General features: G+C 44.4%; 12 protein-coding genes and 1 riboswitch. All 12 genes read right to left on the bottom strand.

Translation table 11 applies throughout. The features are described from left to right. Positions 1–96: 96 nt before the first annotated feature. Positions 97–5,073 carry a bacterial Ig-like domain-containing protein gene (locus DW125_RS12255; RefSeq protein ID WP_158549925.1) on the bottom strand — a complete coding sequence of 1,659 codons (4,977 nt, stop codon included), beginning with the start codon at positions 5,071–5,073 and terminating at the stop codon, positions 97–99. Positions 5,074–5,170: 97 nt separating this feature from the next. Beyond that, positions 5,171–7,351: a transglutaminase-like domain-containing protein gene (locus DW125_RS12250; RefSeq protein WP_117538325.1), complete on the bottom strand. Its 2,181-nt coding sequence runs from the start codon at positions 7,349–7,351 to the stop codon at positions 5,171–5,173. Positions 7,352–7,427: 76 nt separating this feature from the next. Then, complete coding sequence (locus tag DW125_RS12245; RefSeq protein WP_117538324.1) at positions 7,428–8,567, bottom strand: DUF58 domain-containing protein; 1,140 nt, start codon at positions 8,565–8,567, stop codon at positions 7,428–7,430. Next, entirely contained in the window at positions 8,564–9,511 is a 948-nt protein-coding gene (locus DW125_RS12240) for an AAA family ATPase (RefSeq protein ID WP_117538338.1), read from the bottom strand. The genes DW125_RS12245 and DW125_RS12240 overlap by 4 nt, the downstream gene beginning before the upstream one ends. 34 nt (positions 9,512–9,545) lie before the next feature. Continuing rightward, positions 9,546–10,610, bottom strand: coding sequence for a prenyltransferase/squalene oxidase repeat-containing protein (locus DW125_RS12235; RefSeq protein ID WP_117538323.1), 1,065 nt, complete (start codon positions 10,608–10,610; stop codon positions 9,546–9,548). Positions 10,611–10,711: 101 nt separating this feature from the next. Then, positions 10,712–12,664 (bottom strand): DUF4430 domain-containing protein, encoded by a 1,953-nt coding sequence (locus DW125_RS12230; RefSeq protein WP_117538322.1) that lies wholly within the window; start codon positions 12,662–12,664, stop codon positions 10,712–10,714. Next, the gene (locus DW125_RS12225) at positions 12,665–13,468 is read right to left on the bottom strand and encodes an ECF transporter S component (protein ID WP_117538321.1); all 804 of its coding nucleotides are present in this window, start codon (positions 13,466–13,468) and stop codon (positions 12,665–12,667) included. Positions 13,469–13,525: 57 nt separating this feature from the next. Further along, positions 13,526–15,184: an ABC transporter ATP-binding protein gene (locus DW125_RS12220; RefSeq protein ID WP_117538320.1), complete on the bottom strand. Its 1,659-nt coding sequence runs from the start codon at positions 15,182–15,184 to the stop codon at positions 13,526–13,528. Beyond that, positions 15,157–16,047 carry an energy-coupling factor transporter transmembrane component T gene (locus DW125_RS12215; protein ID WP_117538319.1) on the bottom strand — a complete coding sequence of 297 codons (891 nt, stop codon included), beginning with the start codon at positions 16,045–16,047 and terminating at the stop codon, positions 15,157–15,159. Before DW125_RS12215 ends, DW125_RS12220 begins: the two co-directional genes overlap by 28 nt. Next, positions 16,040–16,591: a DUF4430 domain-containing protein gene (locus tag DW125_RS12210; protein ID WP_117538318.1), complete on the bottom strand. Its 552-nt coding sequence runs from the start codon at positions 16,589–16,591 to the stop codon at positions 16,040–16,042. The genes DW125_RS12215 and DW125_RS12210 overlap by 8 nt, the downstream gene beginning before the upstream one ends. A gap of 151 nt (positions 16,592–16,742) precedes the next feature. Beyond that, a riboswitch (cobalamin riboswitch) is annotated at positions 16,743–16,927 on the bottom strand. Between the two features lie 215 nt (positions 16,928–17,142). Beyond that, positions 17,143–17,976 carry a PRD domain-containing protein gene (locus DW125_RS12205; protein ID WP_117538317.1) on the bottom strand — a complete coding sequence of 278 codons (834 nt, stop codon included), beginning with the start codon at positions 17,974–17,976 and terminating at the stop codon, positions 17,143–17,145. A gap of 46 nt (positions 17,977–18,022) precedes the next feature. Further along, positions 18,023–19,660 carry a phosphoenolpyruvate--protein phosphotransferase gene (gene ptsP, locus DW125_RS12200; RefSeq protein WP_117538337.1) on the bottom strand — a complete coding sequence of 546 codons (1,638 nt, stop codon included), beginning with the start codon at positions 19,658–19,660 and terminating at the stop codon, positions 18,023–18,025.

Genomic DNA, 19,660 nt, shown 5'->3' with positions numbered 1-19,660 from the left:
GGGGATTTCTTTATCAATCATCCCGGACGCACTGACCTTTCTTATTCTCTTTTTTATTCATTTCATAATGATACAATATTTTGTTTCATATTTCTACTATTTTGTTTTTACTTTTTTGTAAGATGACCATCCTGAATACAGCTTTGTTGTCTTTCCGTTTATTTTCACAGTTTTGTATGTGCGTACTTTTACATAATACAGCCTCTTAGATTTTAATTTTTTCACTGTTTTCTGCACTGTTGTATTCTTAGATATCGTTATGGTCTTTACTGATTTTTTAAATTTCTTATCCGTTGTATAAGAAAACTGATAACCGGTTGTCTGGGTTTTCTGTCTGCTCCATTTTGCTGTAAAGCTTTTCTTTCCGGCTTTCAAAGTTGTGATCTTCGTTCCCTTTGGCACAATCTGAAATGTCTTTGTGACCGTGCCTTTGTAATCACCTTTGAATTTTACAGTCACTTTATAGCTTCCGACATTTTTTCGTCCAGATGCATAGGATACGGTATAGTTACTCGTTGCAACGATCCGCCCTTTGGCATTTTTCGCCTTCACGGTTGGCTTCTGCACCTTTCCATTATATGTATAACTTGTTTTCGCAAGAGTTACATTTTTTTCCTGTATGACCTCTTTTTCCGGCTCTACTTCCGGTTCTTTTTTGGAAATATCCAGTGAAACGCTTGTGATCGGCGCTGTGTAATCACACCCTGCCTGTCCGTCTCTGTTCTGATATTTCACATATGGGAATGTGATTGTAAGATCCGTATCATCCGGTGTAAGAGATTCTTCTGAGTAGCTGACATATTCTGTCACATCTCTCGTCTTTCCGTTCGTATAGGTCGCAATAACCTGCATACCGGATGGGTCGAATTTTTCTCCTTCTTTATAAGATGTCTTCTTCGGCTGCTTTGTCACTTCCAGTTTACTGATCGTCGCTCCAAGCGCCATCATATGGTTGGAATCATTGCGGAAATATAAAGTTCCGTACTCGTCCACGATCGGGTTGCAGAGTGCATACTGCGCCTGCGCATCAGACGGTGTAAAAAGCACAGTTCCTACATCATATGTATTTCCTTTATCAGTTTCCTGCTCCAGATCAGTGGCTTCCGTCTGTCCCGGTTCATCAGAGATCACACGGAGTTTTCCCGGTGTGTAATTATCAAAGAAATAGACATACACTTTTCCGGTCTCTTTCTCATATGCTCTTGTCAGAACACCACTCGTCTGCGGATATCCCTGCGTCGGTACAACATATGCAATCGACATTGTTTTCAGATCCAGCACCGCGATTCCATGTCCGCTGTATGCACCAAACTGTTCTGATCCCGACACGCCTACATATGCTCTTCCATTGTAAACCGTCGGTGTTGAGGTACTCATTGTAAGATCGGAGCCTTTGCTGTTCTCCAGCTTGATCCACCGCAGCGAATCTTTGTCAAACGTTCCGTCCGCATTTACAGAAATACGATAGAAATAACCGGATTTTGATGTGAAATAATAATCACCCGTCGGGTTGTCCCCTTCTGTATCTTTTACAATGTTACATCTGATATCTCCGGTAAACGGCAAGATCAGATCATCGATCACTTTTCCATTTTTCGGATTCATGGAGAACACATGTGCATATCCGCTCTTGTAACCACTCTCTCCGTCTTCCGTTCCCTGCAGCAGGAATTTTCCACTCTCATCCGCGTAAGTTCCTGCCCAATAGTAGCCGCCTTTTCCGGTATGTGTCCAGGTTGCCACTTTCTTTTCATTTGTCTGGGACGGGTCTTCATCTGCTGCCGAAATACATACATAATTCGCTTCTGCTGTCTCTGAATTCCAGAAACCGGTATAAATATATCCATTTTTATACGTAATCTGGCAGTTCGGCTGTCCACCGAGCGGATCTTCATAAACCCACAGCGATTCCATTGTCTTTGCATTGAATGCCTGGATTGTTCCCTGGCTGAGTCCGACAAAAATCATTCCGTCCGCATAAGTCGGTGGCTGGATTGCAAAGGACGAAGGTCTTGCAAGCGCACCTCCGCGTTTCACCAGTTTTCCGGTTATCGTATCCATTTTCAGCAGATTCTTACTGTCATATGTGTACAGATATCCGTCTACAAGAATCGGATGTCCGCAATAACCGTCAAAATCATCTTTATTTGCCCAGTAGAGAACGCTGTCTTCTGCTTTGACCGGTGTCTTCTCATCTAAGACTACGTTATTATTCTCATCCCGGAAACTCGGCCACTGAGAATTCAGATCTTTAATTTCTGTATTTTCCGGCGCTTCTTCCAGTGTGACCGGAACTTTGATATCTTCCTCCACACGGAAATCTGTCACCCTGACTGCCTTGTAACCATTTTTTGTAATCGTATAGGAATACGGTATTCCAGGCAACAGTTTACAGATTCCATTTTCCGTATAAACAGTAGTATGATCCGTCTCATTCTGAATGAAAATATTTGCATCTTCCGGATCTACCTGAAATGTCACCTGAACCGGTTCTTTTTTCTTCACACAGATTGTGTATGTATTCTGCACGGTATCCAGATTCGCATGCGCAACTTGGATTTTTATCTTCTCGTCTGCTCCATTTTCAGAAATCGGGACTTCTATATCCGACAGATCAGAATACGTCTTATCGCCAATGACTGCATAATAGCCGCCATCATACCAGTTTTCATTCTCTTCATTCAGGAAACTTCCGGAAAGGTTTACAGATTTCGTTCCTTTTGCAACATTTACCTGATATTCATAAATTTCCCGGTCAAACGCCTCTGCCGTTCCATTTGCATTTACAAATGTAAGATCTCCGGAAGCGTTTGATGCTTTCAATGACTTTAAATGCAGAGAACGCCGGATATTCATTTCATAATTCTGGTAATAAGTCACACCGGATACTTCTTTGTAAGTGACAATCGTCACTGTATTTCCATACGCACACGCTTCGATCACATGCCCCAGCACCGTTGCTCCTTTGCTCGTATTTACTGCTGCAATTCTTGTCTGCTCTGCCTGGGTTCCATCGGATTGCTTTGTCCAGACTGCTTTCACCTGATAATCATTTTGCGTATTCGCCTGTACATAAATGGCGCTGTTTGCATCCGGTACCGCGTACTGGTACATATGCCGACCAGATTCAAATTCCTGCTCCGGTGTAAACACTTCCCGTCTGCTGCCCATAGCAGCATTGTACATTGCGAATCCCGCAAGTCCGTCTTTTTCTTCCGGTTCTGCGGCGGTCACCGTCATTGTGCCGTCCGCAACCGCTTTCACCTGAAATGTCTCTTTTGCAAAATAGGTATCATCCTTTGATGCAATATAAGAGTAGGAAGCACCCGGAATCAATGCATACGTTCCATCCTCTTCCGGTTCAATCTCTTTATCTTTCGCATCTACAATGACTGCTTTCACGCCATCCGGTGTTTTCAGCGTTACCGGTACTTTTTCAACCAGATTTACTTTGAAATGATAGGTACGCGATTTTCCATTCGTGTGGGCAACTGTCACAGTAACCGAATTTGTGCCTTTGGAAAGATTACAGTTTCCATCTTCCGAAACAGTATCTCCATTTTTTACCGTCACGCTGTAGCCGTCCGTTCCATAGGTTTTCGTTTCTACCGATACTTTACTGCTGACTGTATCTGTCTCATATTCTGTAATATCCGGCTCAAATCCCAGATTCAGCGCACGACCTTTTGCATCTTTCAGCGAAATGTCTGCGGTCGGGACACGTTCAAACGTCACCTGGTATTTCTGCACCTGCACACCACTTGTGCCGGAAGAGTTTTTCACCGTATAACGTGCTTCCAACTGAAGTTTTCCACCAGTCATTCCTTCTTTTACACCGGAAGTGCAATCGTTCTTTTCACTTTCCCACGCAATGGTTTCTCTCTCTGCGGATGGCTCCGAATCCTGCGTATCTTCCTTTATTTCCCACCAGGAAAGGACTGCTGATGCATTTTCCCTGTCCGGAAGATCCTGGCCACGCTCTGCATAGAGGTATACCTTTTCATTTTTCCCGGCACGGTCGTCCACCTCACAGGTTACGCTGTGCCCATCCGCATCCGTTTCATATGCATATGCCTGTTTTTTTCCATCTGCATCTGTCCGGCTTTTCAGTAATTTCACATCGCTAAACCATTTCCCGGACGGGAGTTCCGCCTGAATGGTCATACTTTTTGTAATCTTCAACTCTTTTCCGTCTGCGTTTTCATAACTGTTATAACCGCCATCGGATATTTCATAGCTGTATGTTCCGGGTCTTAAATTGATCGTTGTCCCTTTTGCCGTAACGGTGTTGTCATACGCATCTGTAAACTTAAGCGTCAGATTCTTCTGTGTTTTCCCGTCCTGCGTCGCATTTATCGTAATCTTTACGGCTGCCGCACTCAGATATTTTTCATATGCGGCAATTGCATTATTCAATTCTTTTAAAAGAGACGCCGCCACATCCTCTTCGGCATTGCGGTACATTTTTCTTGCATTGTCATATGCCTTTGCACATGCCGGATCTTTCTGCACATGGTTCGTCATCTTCTCGTATTCTGCCATGCGAAAAAGCAGCGCACTTCTGCTTTTTGCATATTCTGTCATCTCAGTAAATTCTACTACCTGAATGTCTTCCGGTGACGCATCCAGATCATAACTGCCATCGTCGCAGAACACGCAATAGTTTCCCGCTTTCCCTTCTATTTTCTTTACGAAGCTGTCATCTACACTTCTTTCGAACTTGTATCCACTTTTCTGCAAAGCCGTCCAGATGGTATCTCCTGCCTCATACGTTACATATACCGGCAAGATCAGATTCTCATTTTTACCGGATGCTGCCAGAACGAAACTTCCTGCTCTCTTCGCGGTTTCTTCTTTCTGTTCCGTCAAATCTGCCGCCTGCTTTTTTGCACTGTCTGGTTCACTCTGCATTTGACTGTCTTTTGCAGAACTTTCCTGCTCATAACTTTCCTTTGCAAAACTGCTCTGCGTGGTGCTCTCATCCGCCGCATACACAACCGGCCCCGTACTGACGCTTACCATCGTCACACATAGTATTCCCGCAAGTAATCGTTTCCACTGTTTCGTTTTCATGCGCATTCTCCTTCATTCTTATCTCGTTTGTTTCTGCTCAAATATTCTCTGGCTATCCTGCTGTACTTTTTGAATCAGCCAGCTCATTTTGCCAGCTTTATCTGTATCTCCAGCACAGATAATGATCCCGGAAACATTTCCATTTACTCCTTCGTTTCTTACAAAGGCAAATCACTTTTTCCACATAAGCAAGCATTTCCTTTCTTTCTTTTTCGCTTACGGTATGCCCGCTGAATCTCGCTTTCTGATTAAGGAAATGCATCCGTTCGCTTTCTGCCTGCGCACATGTTTCGTCAGCCTCCGTTGCACCTGCAAAACCTGCCACCGGCACTTCCATGCCACATACTTTCACCTCGCACAGTTCCATAAGCTTCTGACTGTAGCCATACAATTCCGCAACTGCTGCCGCTGGTTCCATCTTACTGACTTCTATTTCAAAAGAAACTAATTTTTTTCTTCTCTTCCATAAAATGATAACGCTGATTCCCACAATAACAAGCACCAGAATCAGCAGAAACAACCACAGAAGATGTTTCCCGGTCTGTCCACGGAATACAGGTTTGTCATTCGAACTCTTCTCCTGCTGACCGTCCGCTTTTTGCGGCTCGTAGGTCTGTCCGCTTTTCTGATATAATTTTCCTGCTGCTCCGCCTTTTCCGTTTGTGCCTGACAGGATGTCTGATAATTTCTGCTCATCTTCCTTATCTGTATAACCCGGCGTCACTTCAAGCGGGATCCAACCAACGCCGTCCAGATAATATTCTGTCCACGCATGCGCCTGTTTTTTCTTAATTTTCACCGGCTGTCCGGCTTTCACATTTCTCATCTCATCTACGGACATATAATAACCTTCCACATAACGCGCCGGTACTCCGAGATAGCGAAGCATCAATGTAGCTGCTGTCGCATAGTGTACATCATATCCATTTTTTGTCTGCTCAAACGTATAGCGCAGAAAATCCTGTTTGCCATTATCTGTTCGTACAGCTTCATTATAATTCAACTGGTTCGCCAAAGTATCCTTCACCAGCTTTAAGATCTCTGTCAGCGAATGTTCTTCCTTTTTTTCATTTTTCAGAAGTTCTTCCATCACGCCGATCGCCGTGTTCGTAAGGCGGAGATCTTTTGCATAGACAAATTTCCGGTATGCCTCTTCCTTCTTAAGATACTGCTGTACTTTTTGCTCCTTCTGGTGTTTTTCAATCCAGACTGCCTGTTTGTACCAGTCCGCCGTACTTCCGGTGTAGTATGTCAGTTTCTCTTTTCCGGTCTGCGCCGGATTTTCTGTATCTCCGATTACATCTTCCACAAAAGTGGTTCCTGCTTTCAAACCATATGGTAAATACCTGTTTTTCTCGCATGCCGATACATTTTCAACTATCACGGACGCTGTTTTTTTCTTACCGGAAAGTCCAAGTGCCTCGCCCGTTACGTTCTGTCCATAGAGGCCCGATCTGTGCATCCAGTAAAATAAAGCCTTTCCTTCTTTTCGATCTTTCGCATCCAGTGGCTCCCAGGAACTCCCTGTATAGATTTCCCCGGTCATCTGTCTGAGATAAAGTTTCTGCGGATGCTCCATCGTGACAAGAAGCGCTGTCTTTTTACTCTGTGTCCGCTGTTTTACATCCGTAAGCACACCCTCTGTCAGCGCAGTCTCTCCATGATCGTAACGCATGGCATGCATTTTTCCTGCAAGTTCCAACCTTGCATGTCCGGCATTGAGCGTATCTGCACCTATACGTTCCAGGATTTCTTTTACGATTCCACTCCCTGCGAGGCAGATGCCGGCTATCAGCACCAACGCACCTGCAAGTGCTATCCTGTTCTTCCAGAATCTTTTTTGTAAACTATCTCCTGCCATACCGGAACGACACGCAAAATATATGGCAAGAAAGAGTGTTCCTGCAAACAGTCCCCATCTTTTCCGGAAAAATCCGATTCCATATCCTGCCATCCAGATTGTCCAGACCACAAGGAGCATTCCTGTTCTTTTCTTTTTCACAAGAACAAAAAGCAACATTCCGAGAAGTACTGCAAGAAGAACTGCTGCCAGTACACTTCCTGCTTTTCCATGCACCGGATAATCCAGCCAGATTTTCCCTGTCTTTCCTGTGAGAAATGCTCTCCAGACATTTCCCTGTCTGCTGAAACCATTTTTCACAGCCTTTCTCTTTACCAGCGCTGTAAGAAGCAGGATTATGCTGAGCCCTGCGAACCACCAGTTGTCAGAAATGGCTTTCTTATTCTGTTTTTTCTTTGTGATATAAAGTCCTGCCAATATAACATCCTTCCTGCATTTTACACGCTGTTCTTTACAGACTGTTTCTTATAATCTCTTCTTTGTGATCTGTTCTTTATAATTCCATTCTTATCAGATCTTCTCTGTAAGTTCCGGCGCAGTAGATGATCCTGCCCGGTTCCGCAATTCTTCGTTTCGGTTCTCTGGCGCAGAGCACCTCTGTCACCTGCGCTTCCTTCAGCTCATCCGGAAGATTTCCTTCTTCCTGATTTTCCAGTCCAAAACAAATCACTTTCGCATATGTATTCTGCGTCTGCTCTTCCACCGGAAATTCTCCTTTTAACATCTGCGCGATCGCCCGCTGCAGTTCTTCCTCTGTTCCGACCGGCATATAACAGCTCTCCTCATTCTGCTGCCATCCAAGTGTAAATGTCTCACCCATTTCCCAGATCATCTGAGCAGCAGATGAAACAACTTCTGCCATCGTATCCATTTCTCCTGCTTCTGCCTGTCCTTCCTTATTCCAGAACAAAAGCAATGTTTTTATTTCCGGAAGGCTCGGCTCTCTTATGATAAGCTGCCCTCTCTTTGATGATAATTTCCAGTGGATCTGCCGCAGGCTGTCACCGGGTGCATAATCGCGGAGCGCATACGTCTCGGTCTGATCGTTTCCTTTCCGGAACGGCGACCATTCTTCGGCATCCTCTGTACTTCCGGCTGCCGGCTCTAAAACTATCTGCGGTACAAATGTATCCGGCAGTACAACCGTTTTTGCCACAGACTGTGTCCCGCTCTCTTTACAGCGGACAGCAAGAAAACCAAGCCAGTCAATCAGAAAAACTCCGGTTATCTTCATCGTCAGATAACCGCAATAATCTGAGCGAAAGGAAAAACTTTCTTTTGTCTGTTTCTCTGTCACTGTCGGAATCTCAATATCCTGTTCCGTCATTTCTTTCGTCAGCCTGTTTTTCATCTGTACTCTGACAAAACTATGAAATACCGGAAGTTTTCCTCTGTTTTCAACAAAAATATCCGCAGACTGTTCTTTTCCTTTTTCGGCAGACGCCGGGCAGAAAATCTCCATTTTCAGATTCTTTCTTATGTACAGATTCAAAGCTGTACTTATAAACGGAATCAGAAACCAGAACACCACGCAATAAAATGCTATGGCACTGTCACGAAAAAATACAACTGTTCCAAGTACCGCCTGCACAAATATCCAGCTGATCATTCCTTTGATCCTTTGTTTTCTCATCGAATCACTGACTCCTTTATCTCCGGTCCCGGAATCTGTTCTGTCAGTTCTTTTAAGACAAACTCCGCAGACTGTTCATGCAGTCTGGCTTTGGCAGAAAGCAACAGTCTGTGCACACATACCGGTGCAAAGATTTCCAGCACATCTGCCGGTATCACATAATCCCGTCCTTTGATAAATGCACATGCTTTCGCGCTCCGGCATACTGCAAGCGCCGCTCTCGGACTTAAGCCAAGCTGAATATTTTCCTGTGTCCTCGTCGCTTCAACAAGTTCTGAAATATAATTGTAAATCAGATCATCCACATAGACGTTCTGCACCTCTCCGATCAGTCTGAGAAGTTCCGGAATATCCACTGCCGGCTGTACATCATCCAGCGGATTGGCGTGATGTCTGTCTTTCATCATCTCAATCTGCCCGGCACGATCCGGGTATCCCATTTTTAGTTTCATCAGGAAACGGTCAAGCTGTGCATTCGGCAGTTTCTGAGTACCCGCTGTACCGACCGGATTCTGGGTCGCAAGAACAATAAATGGTTCTTCCAGTTTTCTCGTGACGCCGTCCACTGTCACCTGTTTTTCCTCCATTGCTTCCAGAAGCGCTGCCTGTGTCTTGCTGGACGTACGGTTGATCTCGTCTGCCAGCAGGAGATTTGTCATGATCGCGCCCGGTTTATACTGCAATTCTCCTGTCTGCATATCATAAGCAGAAAATCCGACAATATCTGACGGCATCGTGTCCGGTGTAAACTGGATACGCTTATTATCCAGGCCAAGCGCCTTCGCAAATGCTGTCGCAAGTGTTGTTTTTCCGGTTCCCGGCACATCCTCCAACAGCACATGTCCCTGTGCCAGTACTGCGATCAGAACTTTCTCTATGACATCATCTTTTCCGACAATGGCTTTTTTCACTTCTTCCTGTATCTGTACTATTTTATCGTGCATATCTGTTCCTTTCTCCCTGCTATCCTTCTGCATTTTATTTAAAATCAAAAATCCATTTCTTCTCTGTCCGCAATTTCTGTACCGCTTCCAAAGCGATCATTGCCTGATACGTTGCCATCGCACTTCCTTCTTCGTCCGCTTTTTCATGCATATATATGCCATCCTCTTTACGGAACTTTGCAAGCGCGTCCAGCAGTGTGCTTTCTTTTTTCGTAAATGTCTCATCTTTTCCCGGATCTCTTTCTAGTGCGCACAGTGCAAGGATCACCTGGGAAATGGATTCAGAACTTGCAATATTATCATATAGAAATTCTGCATCGTCAGACTCCTGCGCAGCAAGCCATTTTACTGCTGCATCGATACTTTCTTTCATCTTCTGCGCATCCAGTTTTTCCTTCTTGCATTTGTCTTCTTTATAATAAGGTGCAAGTGCCTGCACCGCCATAGCTGTTATATCTACTTCCGGATCCAGACTGTTGTCGATACAAAAACCACCACTTTCTTTTTGATACTCCAGAAGCTCTGTTATAAACTTCTTTCTAAGCTCCGGCTTCTTTGGATTGTTATAATCTCCGGCATCCAGCATAAGCAATGCATAGCACAGTCCATTTGCGCCCTGGATTCCCGGATCGCCTTTCGTAAAATTCCAGGTTCCGTCCGCAACAAGATCGATCACTTTCCCGGATGCGTTTTTCACTTTTTCCGGATTCCCGTCAAGCGCCAGCATCGTAAGTGCGATCCGGTGATATTCGGTTGCCTTTACTTTACTTAAACCGCCGCCCCGCTCATATGCTTTTTCGACATACTTCTGTAACCGATTCAAATATGCCGCCTGCACTTTGCTGTCTGCTTTTCCCGAGAATGTCAGCGCAACCGCCGTCCAGTCGCTCGTTCCGTCTCCCGCCGGGAGCGTACTTTCATCCAGCAGGACAGATTTTTCTTGTGATTCGTAAAATGTATCCAGACTTTCCGCGCTCTGTGCAATCTGCGATTTCAAATCTTTTTTTACCTGCGTCTCTTCCTTTGCACATCCGGCACCTCCAACAGCAAGTGTAAATGCAAGGATTCCTGCAAGCAGGCGTTTTCCATATTTTCTCATCTTCTTCTCCCTGGCAGAGACTTTTATTCTCTGTGATCTCTTAATTTTCTGTTTCCCCTATTTTGTCTGGCGTATCAGAAATTGTTGGTTTTTTCATTTTCTCACTTTAGTGTATCTGCAGTTGTTTCTTCTTTATCTGTCGGCTGCGTCTTATCCGATGAATCCGGCTTATCTGTGGAACCTGGTTTGTCTGATGAATCTGGCTTATCTGTGGAGCCCGGCTTGTCTGTGGATCCCGGCTTATCTGTGGATCCCGGCTTATCTGTGGAACCCGGTTTGTCTGATGAATCTGGCTTATCTGTAGAACCTGGTCTATCCGGTTTCTCAGAGTTTCCTGTCGCCGGAAGTGTTTCCCGCTTTGTCTCGCCACACCGCTTACATGTATACTCTACATATCCATCTTTCGTCGCTGTAGGTTCCACGCGGGATGTCTCTTTATAACTGTGTCCCTGTTCAATAATCTCGCCGTCTCTCCAGACTGCACAATAACCGGATAATGTTCCTTCTGTTGTCGCTGTCACACCAACGTCTTTTCCATAAGCAACTGTATAGCGGAGCACGATCTTCTCTCCACCGTTTAACTTCCATGCAGACATTGCCTTACCCGGGCAGTAACTTCCGTTTATGAAATACAACCATCCCGAACCTCTTGTGAAATCAAATTCGCTCAGCCGGTCTCTGGAGCCCGGCGAAGTAAACGTAATACCATCACGCTTCAGCAATTTTTCCAGTCGTTCTCCAATCTTACAACCTTTAAATGCATCCGCGCGGGCAATGCTGCTCAGATAAAATTCCTGTTTTACAGACCCGCCGGAATTATAAGTATACCCGTAATCATCCAGCATTTTCAGCACCGCTTCTGCCGCCGTATCTCCGGCTTTTACATCTACCGTTCCTTCTTCTACAACGCCACATTCCACGGTTGTCGCGTCAATAACAACCGAAACGCTTCCGATTTTCTCATCTTTATTATGATACTGGTAGCGAAGCTTATATTCCACATACTTGGAATTGCCGTCTTTGTCCCACGCAAGCACTGTGATCACATGGTCGGAAGTATCGCCCACATTCGGACGTTTAAACTGTAATTCATATTCATATACACCACTGCCGGTCGGATTTGTCACTTCTTTTCCATCCATGATTACACGGATTGCATTCGAATAAATACGTTTTTCTTCCCATGTTTTCGCACTGACTGTAAATGTAAATTCCGATGTATGGATCGTATTTAATCCGTCATCCAGATTTGTCTCTATCAATGGCGGATGCTTTCCTACTGTCGGATTATTTTTATCTGCCTTATCTGCCTCATAATCGACCACTGCCTGCGCCCAGTCACGGTTTCCTTTTTCATCCGTATAGTAAATGGTAATAACATTTTTACCGTGCTTTAATGTTGCCTGATAATCTTTCTGATTCTCTGACTTCAGCCAAGTTCCGTTGCCGGTATCATTCTCATGCTTGTAATTTACTTTTATCTTCGCGTCTACATCAGACTTCGAATAATACGCATAAAAATCCAGCTTATCTTCTGTAAGCTCCGAATAAGTGATTGTCCGGCTGTAAAGATCCGTCACCAGTTTTCCGTCTTTGTTTCCGGTATTATCTCCGTTATCCGGCTTTTTCAGATTATGTTTTCCACTGTCTGCATCATTATCTCCATTCGGATTCTTCCCCGGAACTTTATCGTCCGGTTTGCCATTATCACCCTTTGTCTCCTGGTTTCCTTTCTGTTTCTGCGCTTTTGAACCAGAAGATTTCTTTGTCTTTTTCTGTTTCTTCTGTGTGGTGTTCTCTTTTGACATCTCCTGCGTCTTCGTCCCGGAACCATTTCCGTTCTTCTGCGCTTTGTCATCAGTTCCATTTTTTAACTGTTCTTTTTTCTTACCTGACTGACCGCCGGTTCCGAAATTCGTCTTTAACTTTGTTGTCTTATCCGAAATCGGATTATTCGGTTTCACAGTCCGCCCCGGCAGCATCCACAAAAGTGCAACAATCAGAAGAAACGGAAGGATGCCTGTCAACAGTTTTTTTATTCGTTTCTTATCCATTTATTTCTCTCCCAGACTAAATTTTCTTCTGATCCTCATTAGTTTTCGCGTCCACGGTTCTGCTGCCAGATACAGCACAAGCGCCGTGCACACTCCGTGACTGATATCAAAATACAAACTCTGCGCATAGGCAAGTCCGATTGTTTTCCAGTTGATCGGATCTACATATCCGATAATATATTGAAGGTTCATAAACCAGCCATAAGCAATTCCGCAGAAAAATCCGAACACACACAGCCGGACTGGTTTCTTTCTCTTTCCATGTTCATCTGTCTGCACCTGTCCTACTGTACCAAATACACCGATCCGGTACAGAAGTCCGGTCATCAGACCGATCATCCCCCATGAAAACATCTGCCACGGTGTCCACGGTCCCTGCCCGAACAGAAAATTACTCAAAAGCGCCGCAAGCGCACCGGTAAGATATCCTGCTTTCGCACCAAATGCAATCGCCGTGATCATCACGATCGCCGTCACCGGCTTGAAATTCGGAAGTGGTACTATGGAAAATGCTGCTCTTCCCACTACGCACATTGCCGCCATCAGAGCAACCGGCACGAGATCTCTTGCCTGTGCTTTTCTTTTATCAAATGTCAGATAGAACGGTACCGATGTCAGAATCAGAAACAGCACTGCCAGCGCCAGATCTGAATTTTGCATGATCCAGTTCAGGAACGGCTTTCCTGCCTTGCCAGAAAGAAAGGAAGGCGTACGCATCATCCAGGTATATCCGGCAAGCAAAATAAGCAGAAGCAGGCATGTGAAAATCGCTGCTATGTCACTTCTTCGTTTTGTTTTCTGCATACTGGTCCCTCCTTTCCATGATTTATGTTCCCTTTGCTTTTATTTCTTTACTGGTAATTACAAGACTGCCCTTACAACTTCCTCGCACGTAATCGCCTCCGGAATTTCATTCCCGGCAATCTGGTTTGCCGCTGTTGTGTAGAAACGGTTTCCCGCAAAAAATGCGTGCGGCTCTCCTTCGGAGATCACCTGACCGTCAAACAATAAACCGCATCGATCGGCATAAGCTGCCGCAAATTCCAGATCGTGTGTTACAAGGAGAATCGCAATGCCACCCCGTGTCAGTTTCTTCAGTAAGCCTGCAAGTTTCTTCTTAAGATATGCATCCAGACCTTTTGTTGGCTCATCCAGAAGCAGTATCTTCGCATCCAGAAGCAGTAACTTTCCAAGTGCCGCCCTCTGCATCTCACCTCCGCTTAAGTCATATGGATGCATGGAAATCTTATCTGAAAGCTCCAGAAATTCTGCCATTTCTTTCGCACGTTCTACATCCTGTCCGGCACTTTCCAGAAGTTCTTCCCATACAGTATCATACTGGAAAAGTACTTGCGGACTTTGCGGGAGCATGGCAATACGTTCTCCCTTTTCCCGGATTACTCTGCCTCGCCGCTCTTTTATAATTCCGGTCAGTATTTTTAATAATGTGCTTTTCCCGGCTCCGTTCCCGCCAAGAAGAGCAAACATTTCTCCTTTATATAAAGACAGATCCAGACTCCTTAAAATGTCCACTCCGCTTCTCTCATACCGGAACCAGACTTCCTTCGCACGCAGGACGATGTGTGAATCTTTTTTATCTGCTTTTCTTGTTCCGTTATATTTCATATCAGACTGTCTATTACATCTGTCAGTCAGCACCTCCGTCAGAGCAAGTCTGCCATCCCGGATTGTAAGTGGCAACGGCTTCCCACTGTCATAGATTCCTCTTTTCTTTAATTCCTTAAATATCCGTACTGCTGCCGGAAGTCCTTCATAGATTCTTGATGTATGCTCATCGTTCTCCTCTTCCATTGAAAAGCTCAGCATCTCTGCCAGCTTCTGCGGTGTTTTCAGTGCTTTTTTCTTTCCATTTTCCATCAGAAGGACACGGTCTGCCATCAGAAATACTTCTTCCAGCCGGTGTTCGCACAAAAGTACCGCAACACCCAGCTCCCGATTGATCTTGTGAACCATCTGCAATAAATTAGATGCCGCCAGAGGATCCAGCATACTGGTCGGCTCGTCCAGGAGCAGAAGTTCCGGATTCATCACCATCACAGAGGCAAGATTTAACATCTGCTTCTGTCCACCGGACAATTCGCCTGTCTTTCTGTGAAACAATGTCTCCATGCCGAAAAAGCTCGCCATCTCACTCACACGCCGGCGGATCGTCTGTACCGGCAATGCCGCATTTTCCAGTCCAAATGCCAATTCATGCCACACCGTATCCGTCACGATCTGATTGTCCGGATTCTGCTGCACATACCCAATGCGAAATGCACTGATCTGTTCGTCAAACTCCTGCAATGGCTTATTCTTATAATAAATATTTCCTGCAAATTTTCCTGCCGGCTGCATCTGTGGCTTCGCCATCCGCAGAAGTGTTGTCTTTCCACACCCAGATGCCCCGCACACAACAAGAAACTCTCCTTCTCCCATCGAAAAGGTAAGTTCATCTAACGCTTTTTGTTCCGCTTCCGGATAAGTAAAACCTACCCCTTCAAATCGTAAGAGTTCCATGCTTTTTCTTCCTTCCATTGTATCAGTCCCGGGATTCCGAGAAGTATCAAAAATAAAACAAGAAACAAAATATTTGCTTTTTTGCTTCCTCCACTTTGTATCTGCGGGTAAAATTCCATCGTCATACATCCCATGCCCCGAAGTACGAAACAAAAAATCACGATTACACCCACTATGCCTGAAAAGAAAATATCTTTTTGTTCAAACCGGAACAGATGAAATGTTGTTCTTTTTCGCAGTCCGTAACCTCTTGCTTTCATAGAATCCGCCTGCTCCACTACATTTTCCAGGCTCCACCCAAGCAGTACCGTAACTGTCTGCAGTGCGTCCTTTGTCCGTGAAAGTATCTGTTTCCACCCACGCTCTTCTTCCGTTCCTTTTAACATCTTCTGACTGTCACGGATCTTTTTCATTTTTTTAGTCAGATCCGGGATATAATTCCATGCCATTGTAATAAGGAGTGCGCTGGATGGAGCAATTTTCCCAAAAAGATAAAGAAATTTATCATTTGTCATCACTTTCTGATAACAGGCAAACCATAAAATAATCGCCGCCATCGACAAGCCCGATGTCAAACCATACCCAAACGCTTCCAGTGTGATCCATTGATTTCCAAGTTTGAATAACCGTGTCACACCTCTGTGATTCAGAAGCGGATTGACAACCGCTATAAAAAGCACGACTGGAAGCATCCATTTACACCACGAAAATGCACGTCTTCCTTCTATATTATATAGAAAAAACAGTGCACATGCACACGCCAGCACCATTGCCAGCGGATGATGGCAGAGAAAAAACAGTATCATCACTGCCACGAAATATGAAAATAAACATGCCGGGTGTAATTCTTCAAAACTACTCATTCTTTTCCTTCCACTCTTTTGCTTTCTCTTTATCGGTTCCTTTCAGATCAGCACCAAGATCACAACTGTAATTCCATTGCACTTCATCGCCATCTTTTAATGTATATTCACCACAGCTTACTTTTGCATATTTGCCGTTCACACTGTACATCCAACCGCTCCAACGTCCACCGTCCTGTTCATACAGGTTGCCGATTCCCTGAATATAGGCTGTCTTTTTGCCGCCGGAATATTCCATCTGTATTCCTTTGGCATCCTGCACTTCGCAGAGCAGATCAAATACGGAACTGCCCTTCTTCACCTGCATTTTTTCCTTTTTCAGCATGCAGCCATCTTTCGGCAGCACACCTTTCCACTTTTTCTGTTTTGTCAGACCCTTTTTAATCGCCGTATCACAACGGATTTCCACAGATACGTCCATCTTTTCTTCACTGGTCTTTGAAGATCCGGCTCTGTCCGGTGTCTCCTGTGCACATCCTACCAGCAGCAGACAAACGCTCAATATCGCTGTGATTTTCCACAATTTCTGTTTTATTTTTATCATTTTTCCACCTTGTTCTTACTTTTTATCCCCAATATTTCTGCCTCCTCTGCTTACAAACAAACTCATTCAGAATCAGACCTTCTAACCTGTTATAAACTATTATAAATAAGTATAAAAAATAAGCCTCCGTCTTCATGCCTCCGGACTTCTCTTTTATGATCTCCAGATACCTGTATCCTGTCTCGCAGTTCCAACCTACTCACGTCCCTTCTCAAGAACCTCTCGTTCTCAATGGATCTGACGCTTTCGTCCTGATTACAGTAGGGATAAAGTCTGTGGCGGAATCTCACCGCATGTTCCTTGAAAAATATAATAAGCCACTGCAAAATCTGTTCGGGCTTCTGTATTTTCCTGCATCTGTACAGACGACCATTTTCATTCTGTTAATCCATATGAATCTTACTATCCCTGCCTGTGTTTGTCAAGCACACCACAGTTCCTGCCACCGACACTTTTCTCCGGCTGCTATGGCAACAGAGACGAGATAACAAAAAGCAGAAGGACTTCCTGCCCACCGGACAGGCTGCCTTCTGCTTTTTATTATTCCTATATTATGATTCCTCACCCATGCTCACACGCTCAATGTGCATGGCAAGATAACCGATCTCCATATCTTCCAGAGTTACCCGGAGTGCCTTGCTCATATGCTCACAGACAGTCTTCGCCAGTGCATAGGATTCTGGAAACTTATACTCTACATAATCATTCATGTTAATTTTCAAAGATTCTCCGTTAAGCGCTCTTGCCACCATATATTTGACATGATTCATAAGACGGTTATAACTCAGTGAAATAATATTAATATGGATACCTTTCTTTTCTTCAATCAGGGATACACACTCTCGCACAGCTCTCGCCATTTGCATCGAAACAGAAACCGACTCCTCTTCCAACGCAAAATGAATATGAAGCGCCACATAACCGACTTCATCATCATCGATCTCTATATTTTTTTCCTTTTTCAGCATCTCTTTCAGCATGCAGGCAATCTTAAATTCACTGTAAAATAAAGCCTGTATATCTTCCGTCAATGGATTCGATATCTGCTCACCGCGTTTAATTCGCTCTACAGCAAATGCAATATGATCTGCCATCGGGAATAAAATACTTCTGTCTACTTTTCCAAATTGTTCCTCCGCTGCATTCAGGATCTGATTCGCCATCTGAAAATACTCCGGTGCTACACTTTTGATCAAATCTGCCGCGTCACCTTTAGAAGATGTTTCCTGCAGGGAATAAACGGTGCAGGTTTCCGGTTTCTCCATCCGTTCACCGATTTTTCTTCCAAATCCTGCTCCCTTCCCGAGTAGAACATATTCTTTCTGATCATTCAGGTCAATTACGATCACACCATTGTGATTTAACACTTTGCTAATACGATACATGTTTTCCCCACCTTTATCTGCCTTTGACAGATTTCCTTCACTATTCCTAGTCTAACATATATCCTTCATATTCACAAATCTGTTTTCGAAGTTTTAACACCATAGACGGTGCTACGGAAAGTTCATCCACGCCAATTTCCATAAAAGTATCCGTCAATTCCAGATCTGCGCCAAGCTCACCGCAGATTCCAACCCATTTTCCATGTTTGTGCGCATTTTCTGTCACCATTCGGATCATACGGATAATTGCCTTGTGATGGGCATTATAAAAATCATCCAGCTTTGCATTCTGACGGTCGATTGCCATCGTATACTGCGTCAGATCATTCGTTCCGATACTGAAGAAATCAACCATCTGCGCCAGTTCGTCGCTGACCATCACTGCTGCCGGTGTTTCAATCATAATTCCCTGTTCCGGAATCTGATATGGAACTCCCTTTTTTGTCAATTCGTTTTCTACTTCTTTTACAATTTTCTGGATTTTGGCAACTTCCTCTTCCGATGTAATCATTGGATACATCACAGACAAGTTCCCATATACCGCTGCGCGAAGAAGTGCACGAAGCTGTGTTTTGAAGATTTCCGGCTGTTTCAGGCAGATACGGATGGCACGATATCCCATTGCCGGGTTTTCTTCTTCACCCAGTCCAAAATAATCCACCTGTTTATCTGCTCCAATGTCCAGTGTACGGATAATCACTTTCTTTCCCGCCATTGTCTGTAATACCTGACGGTATGCACGAAACTGCTCTTCCTCCGTCGGAAAATCTTCTCTTCCCAGATACAAAAACTCACTCCGGAACAGGCCCACACCTTCTGCATCATTTTCCAGTACGGAAGGAATATCGCCCACGTTTCCGATATTTGCATACAGATGTACTTTTTTTCCATTTTTCGTACAGGTTTCTTTTCCTTTGTATTTTTGCAGAAGTGCTTCTTTTTCCTCTTCCTCCTGCATCTTTTCCTTTGCAGCCGCACACTGTTCTTCTGTCGGCTCTGTGATAAATGTTCCTGCAAACGCATCCAGGACAGCGGTCATTCCATTTTCCAGTTTATCCAGATCCATTTCTGTTCCGATCATTGCCGGAATATTCATCATTCTCGCAAGAATTGCCGTATGGGAATTGGAAGAGCCATGTACAGTTACAAATCCAAGAATTTTCTCCTTATCCAACTGCACGGTCTCACTCGGCGTAAGATCATCTGCAACAATAATAGATGCTTCCTCTCCTGCTTCCATTCCTATGCTGTTTCCATTTAAATTCTCAACCAGACGATTAGAAATATCTTTGACATCCGCAGCTCTTGCTTGCATGTAATCATCATCCATTGCCGCAAACATCTCTGCAAAATTATCACCTGTCACTGCGACGGCATAAGAAGCACTGACTCTTTCTGTACGGATCATATTGCGGATGGCATCCTGATAATCTTCATCTTCCAGCATCATCTGATGCACTTCAAAAATTGCCGCACTCGCTTCACCAACCTCACTTAATGCTTTTTCATATAAATGCTGAAGCTGTTCTTTCGATGTCTCAACTGCTTCTTCTACTTTTTTAATCTCCGATTCCGGATCCCCTGCTTTTTCTCTTTTTACCTGTACATCCTGTTTTTTAAGGACTGTAACCGGTCCAAGGGCAATGCCCTTGAATACCGGTTTTCCTTTATATTCCTGTGCCAT

Origin of the sequence: Dorea sp. AM10-31 (assembly GCF_003435815.1) — a bacterium.
In the GTDB taxonomy this organism is placed as follows: Bacteria; Bacillota; Clostridia; order Lachnospirales; family Lachnospiraceae; genus Dorea_D; species Dorea_D hominis.
The sequence above is the reverse complement of the archived record's forward strand: the minus strand, read 5'-3'. Positions and strand labels throughout refer to the sequence as shown.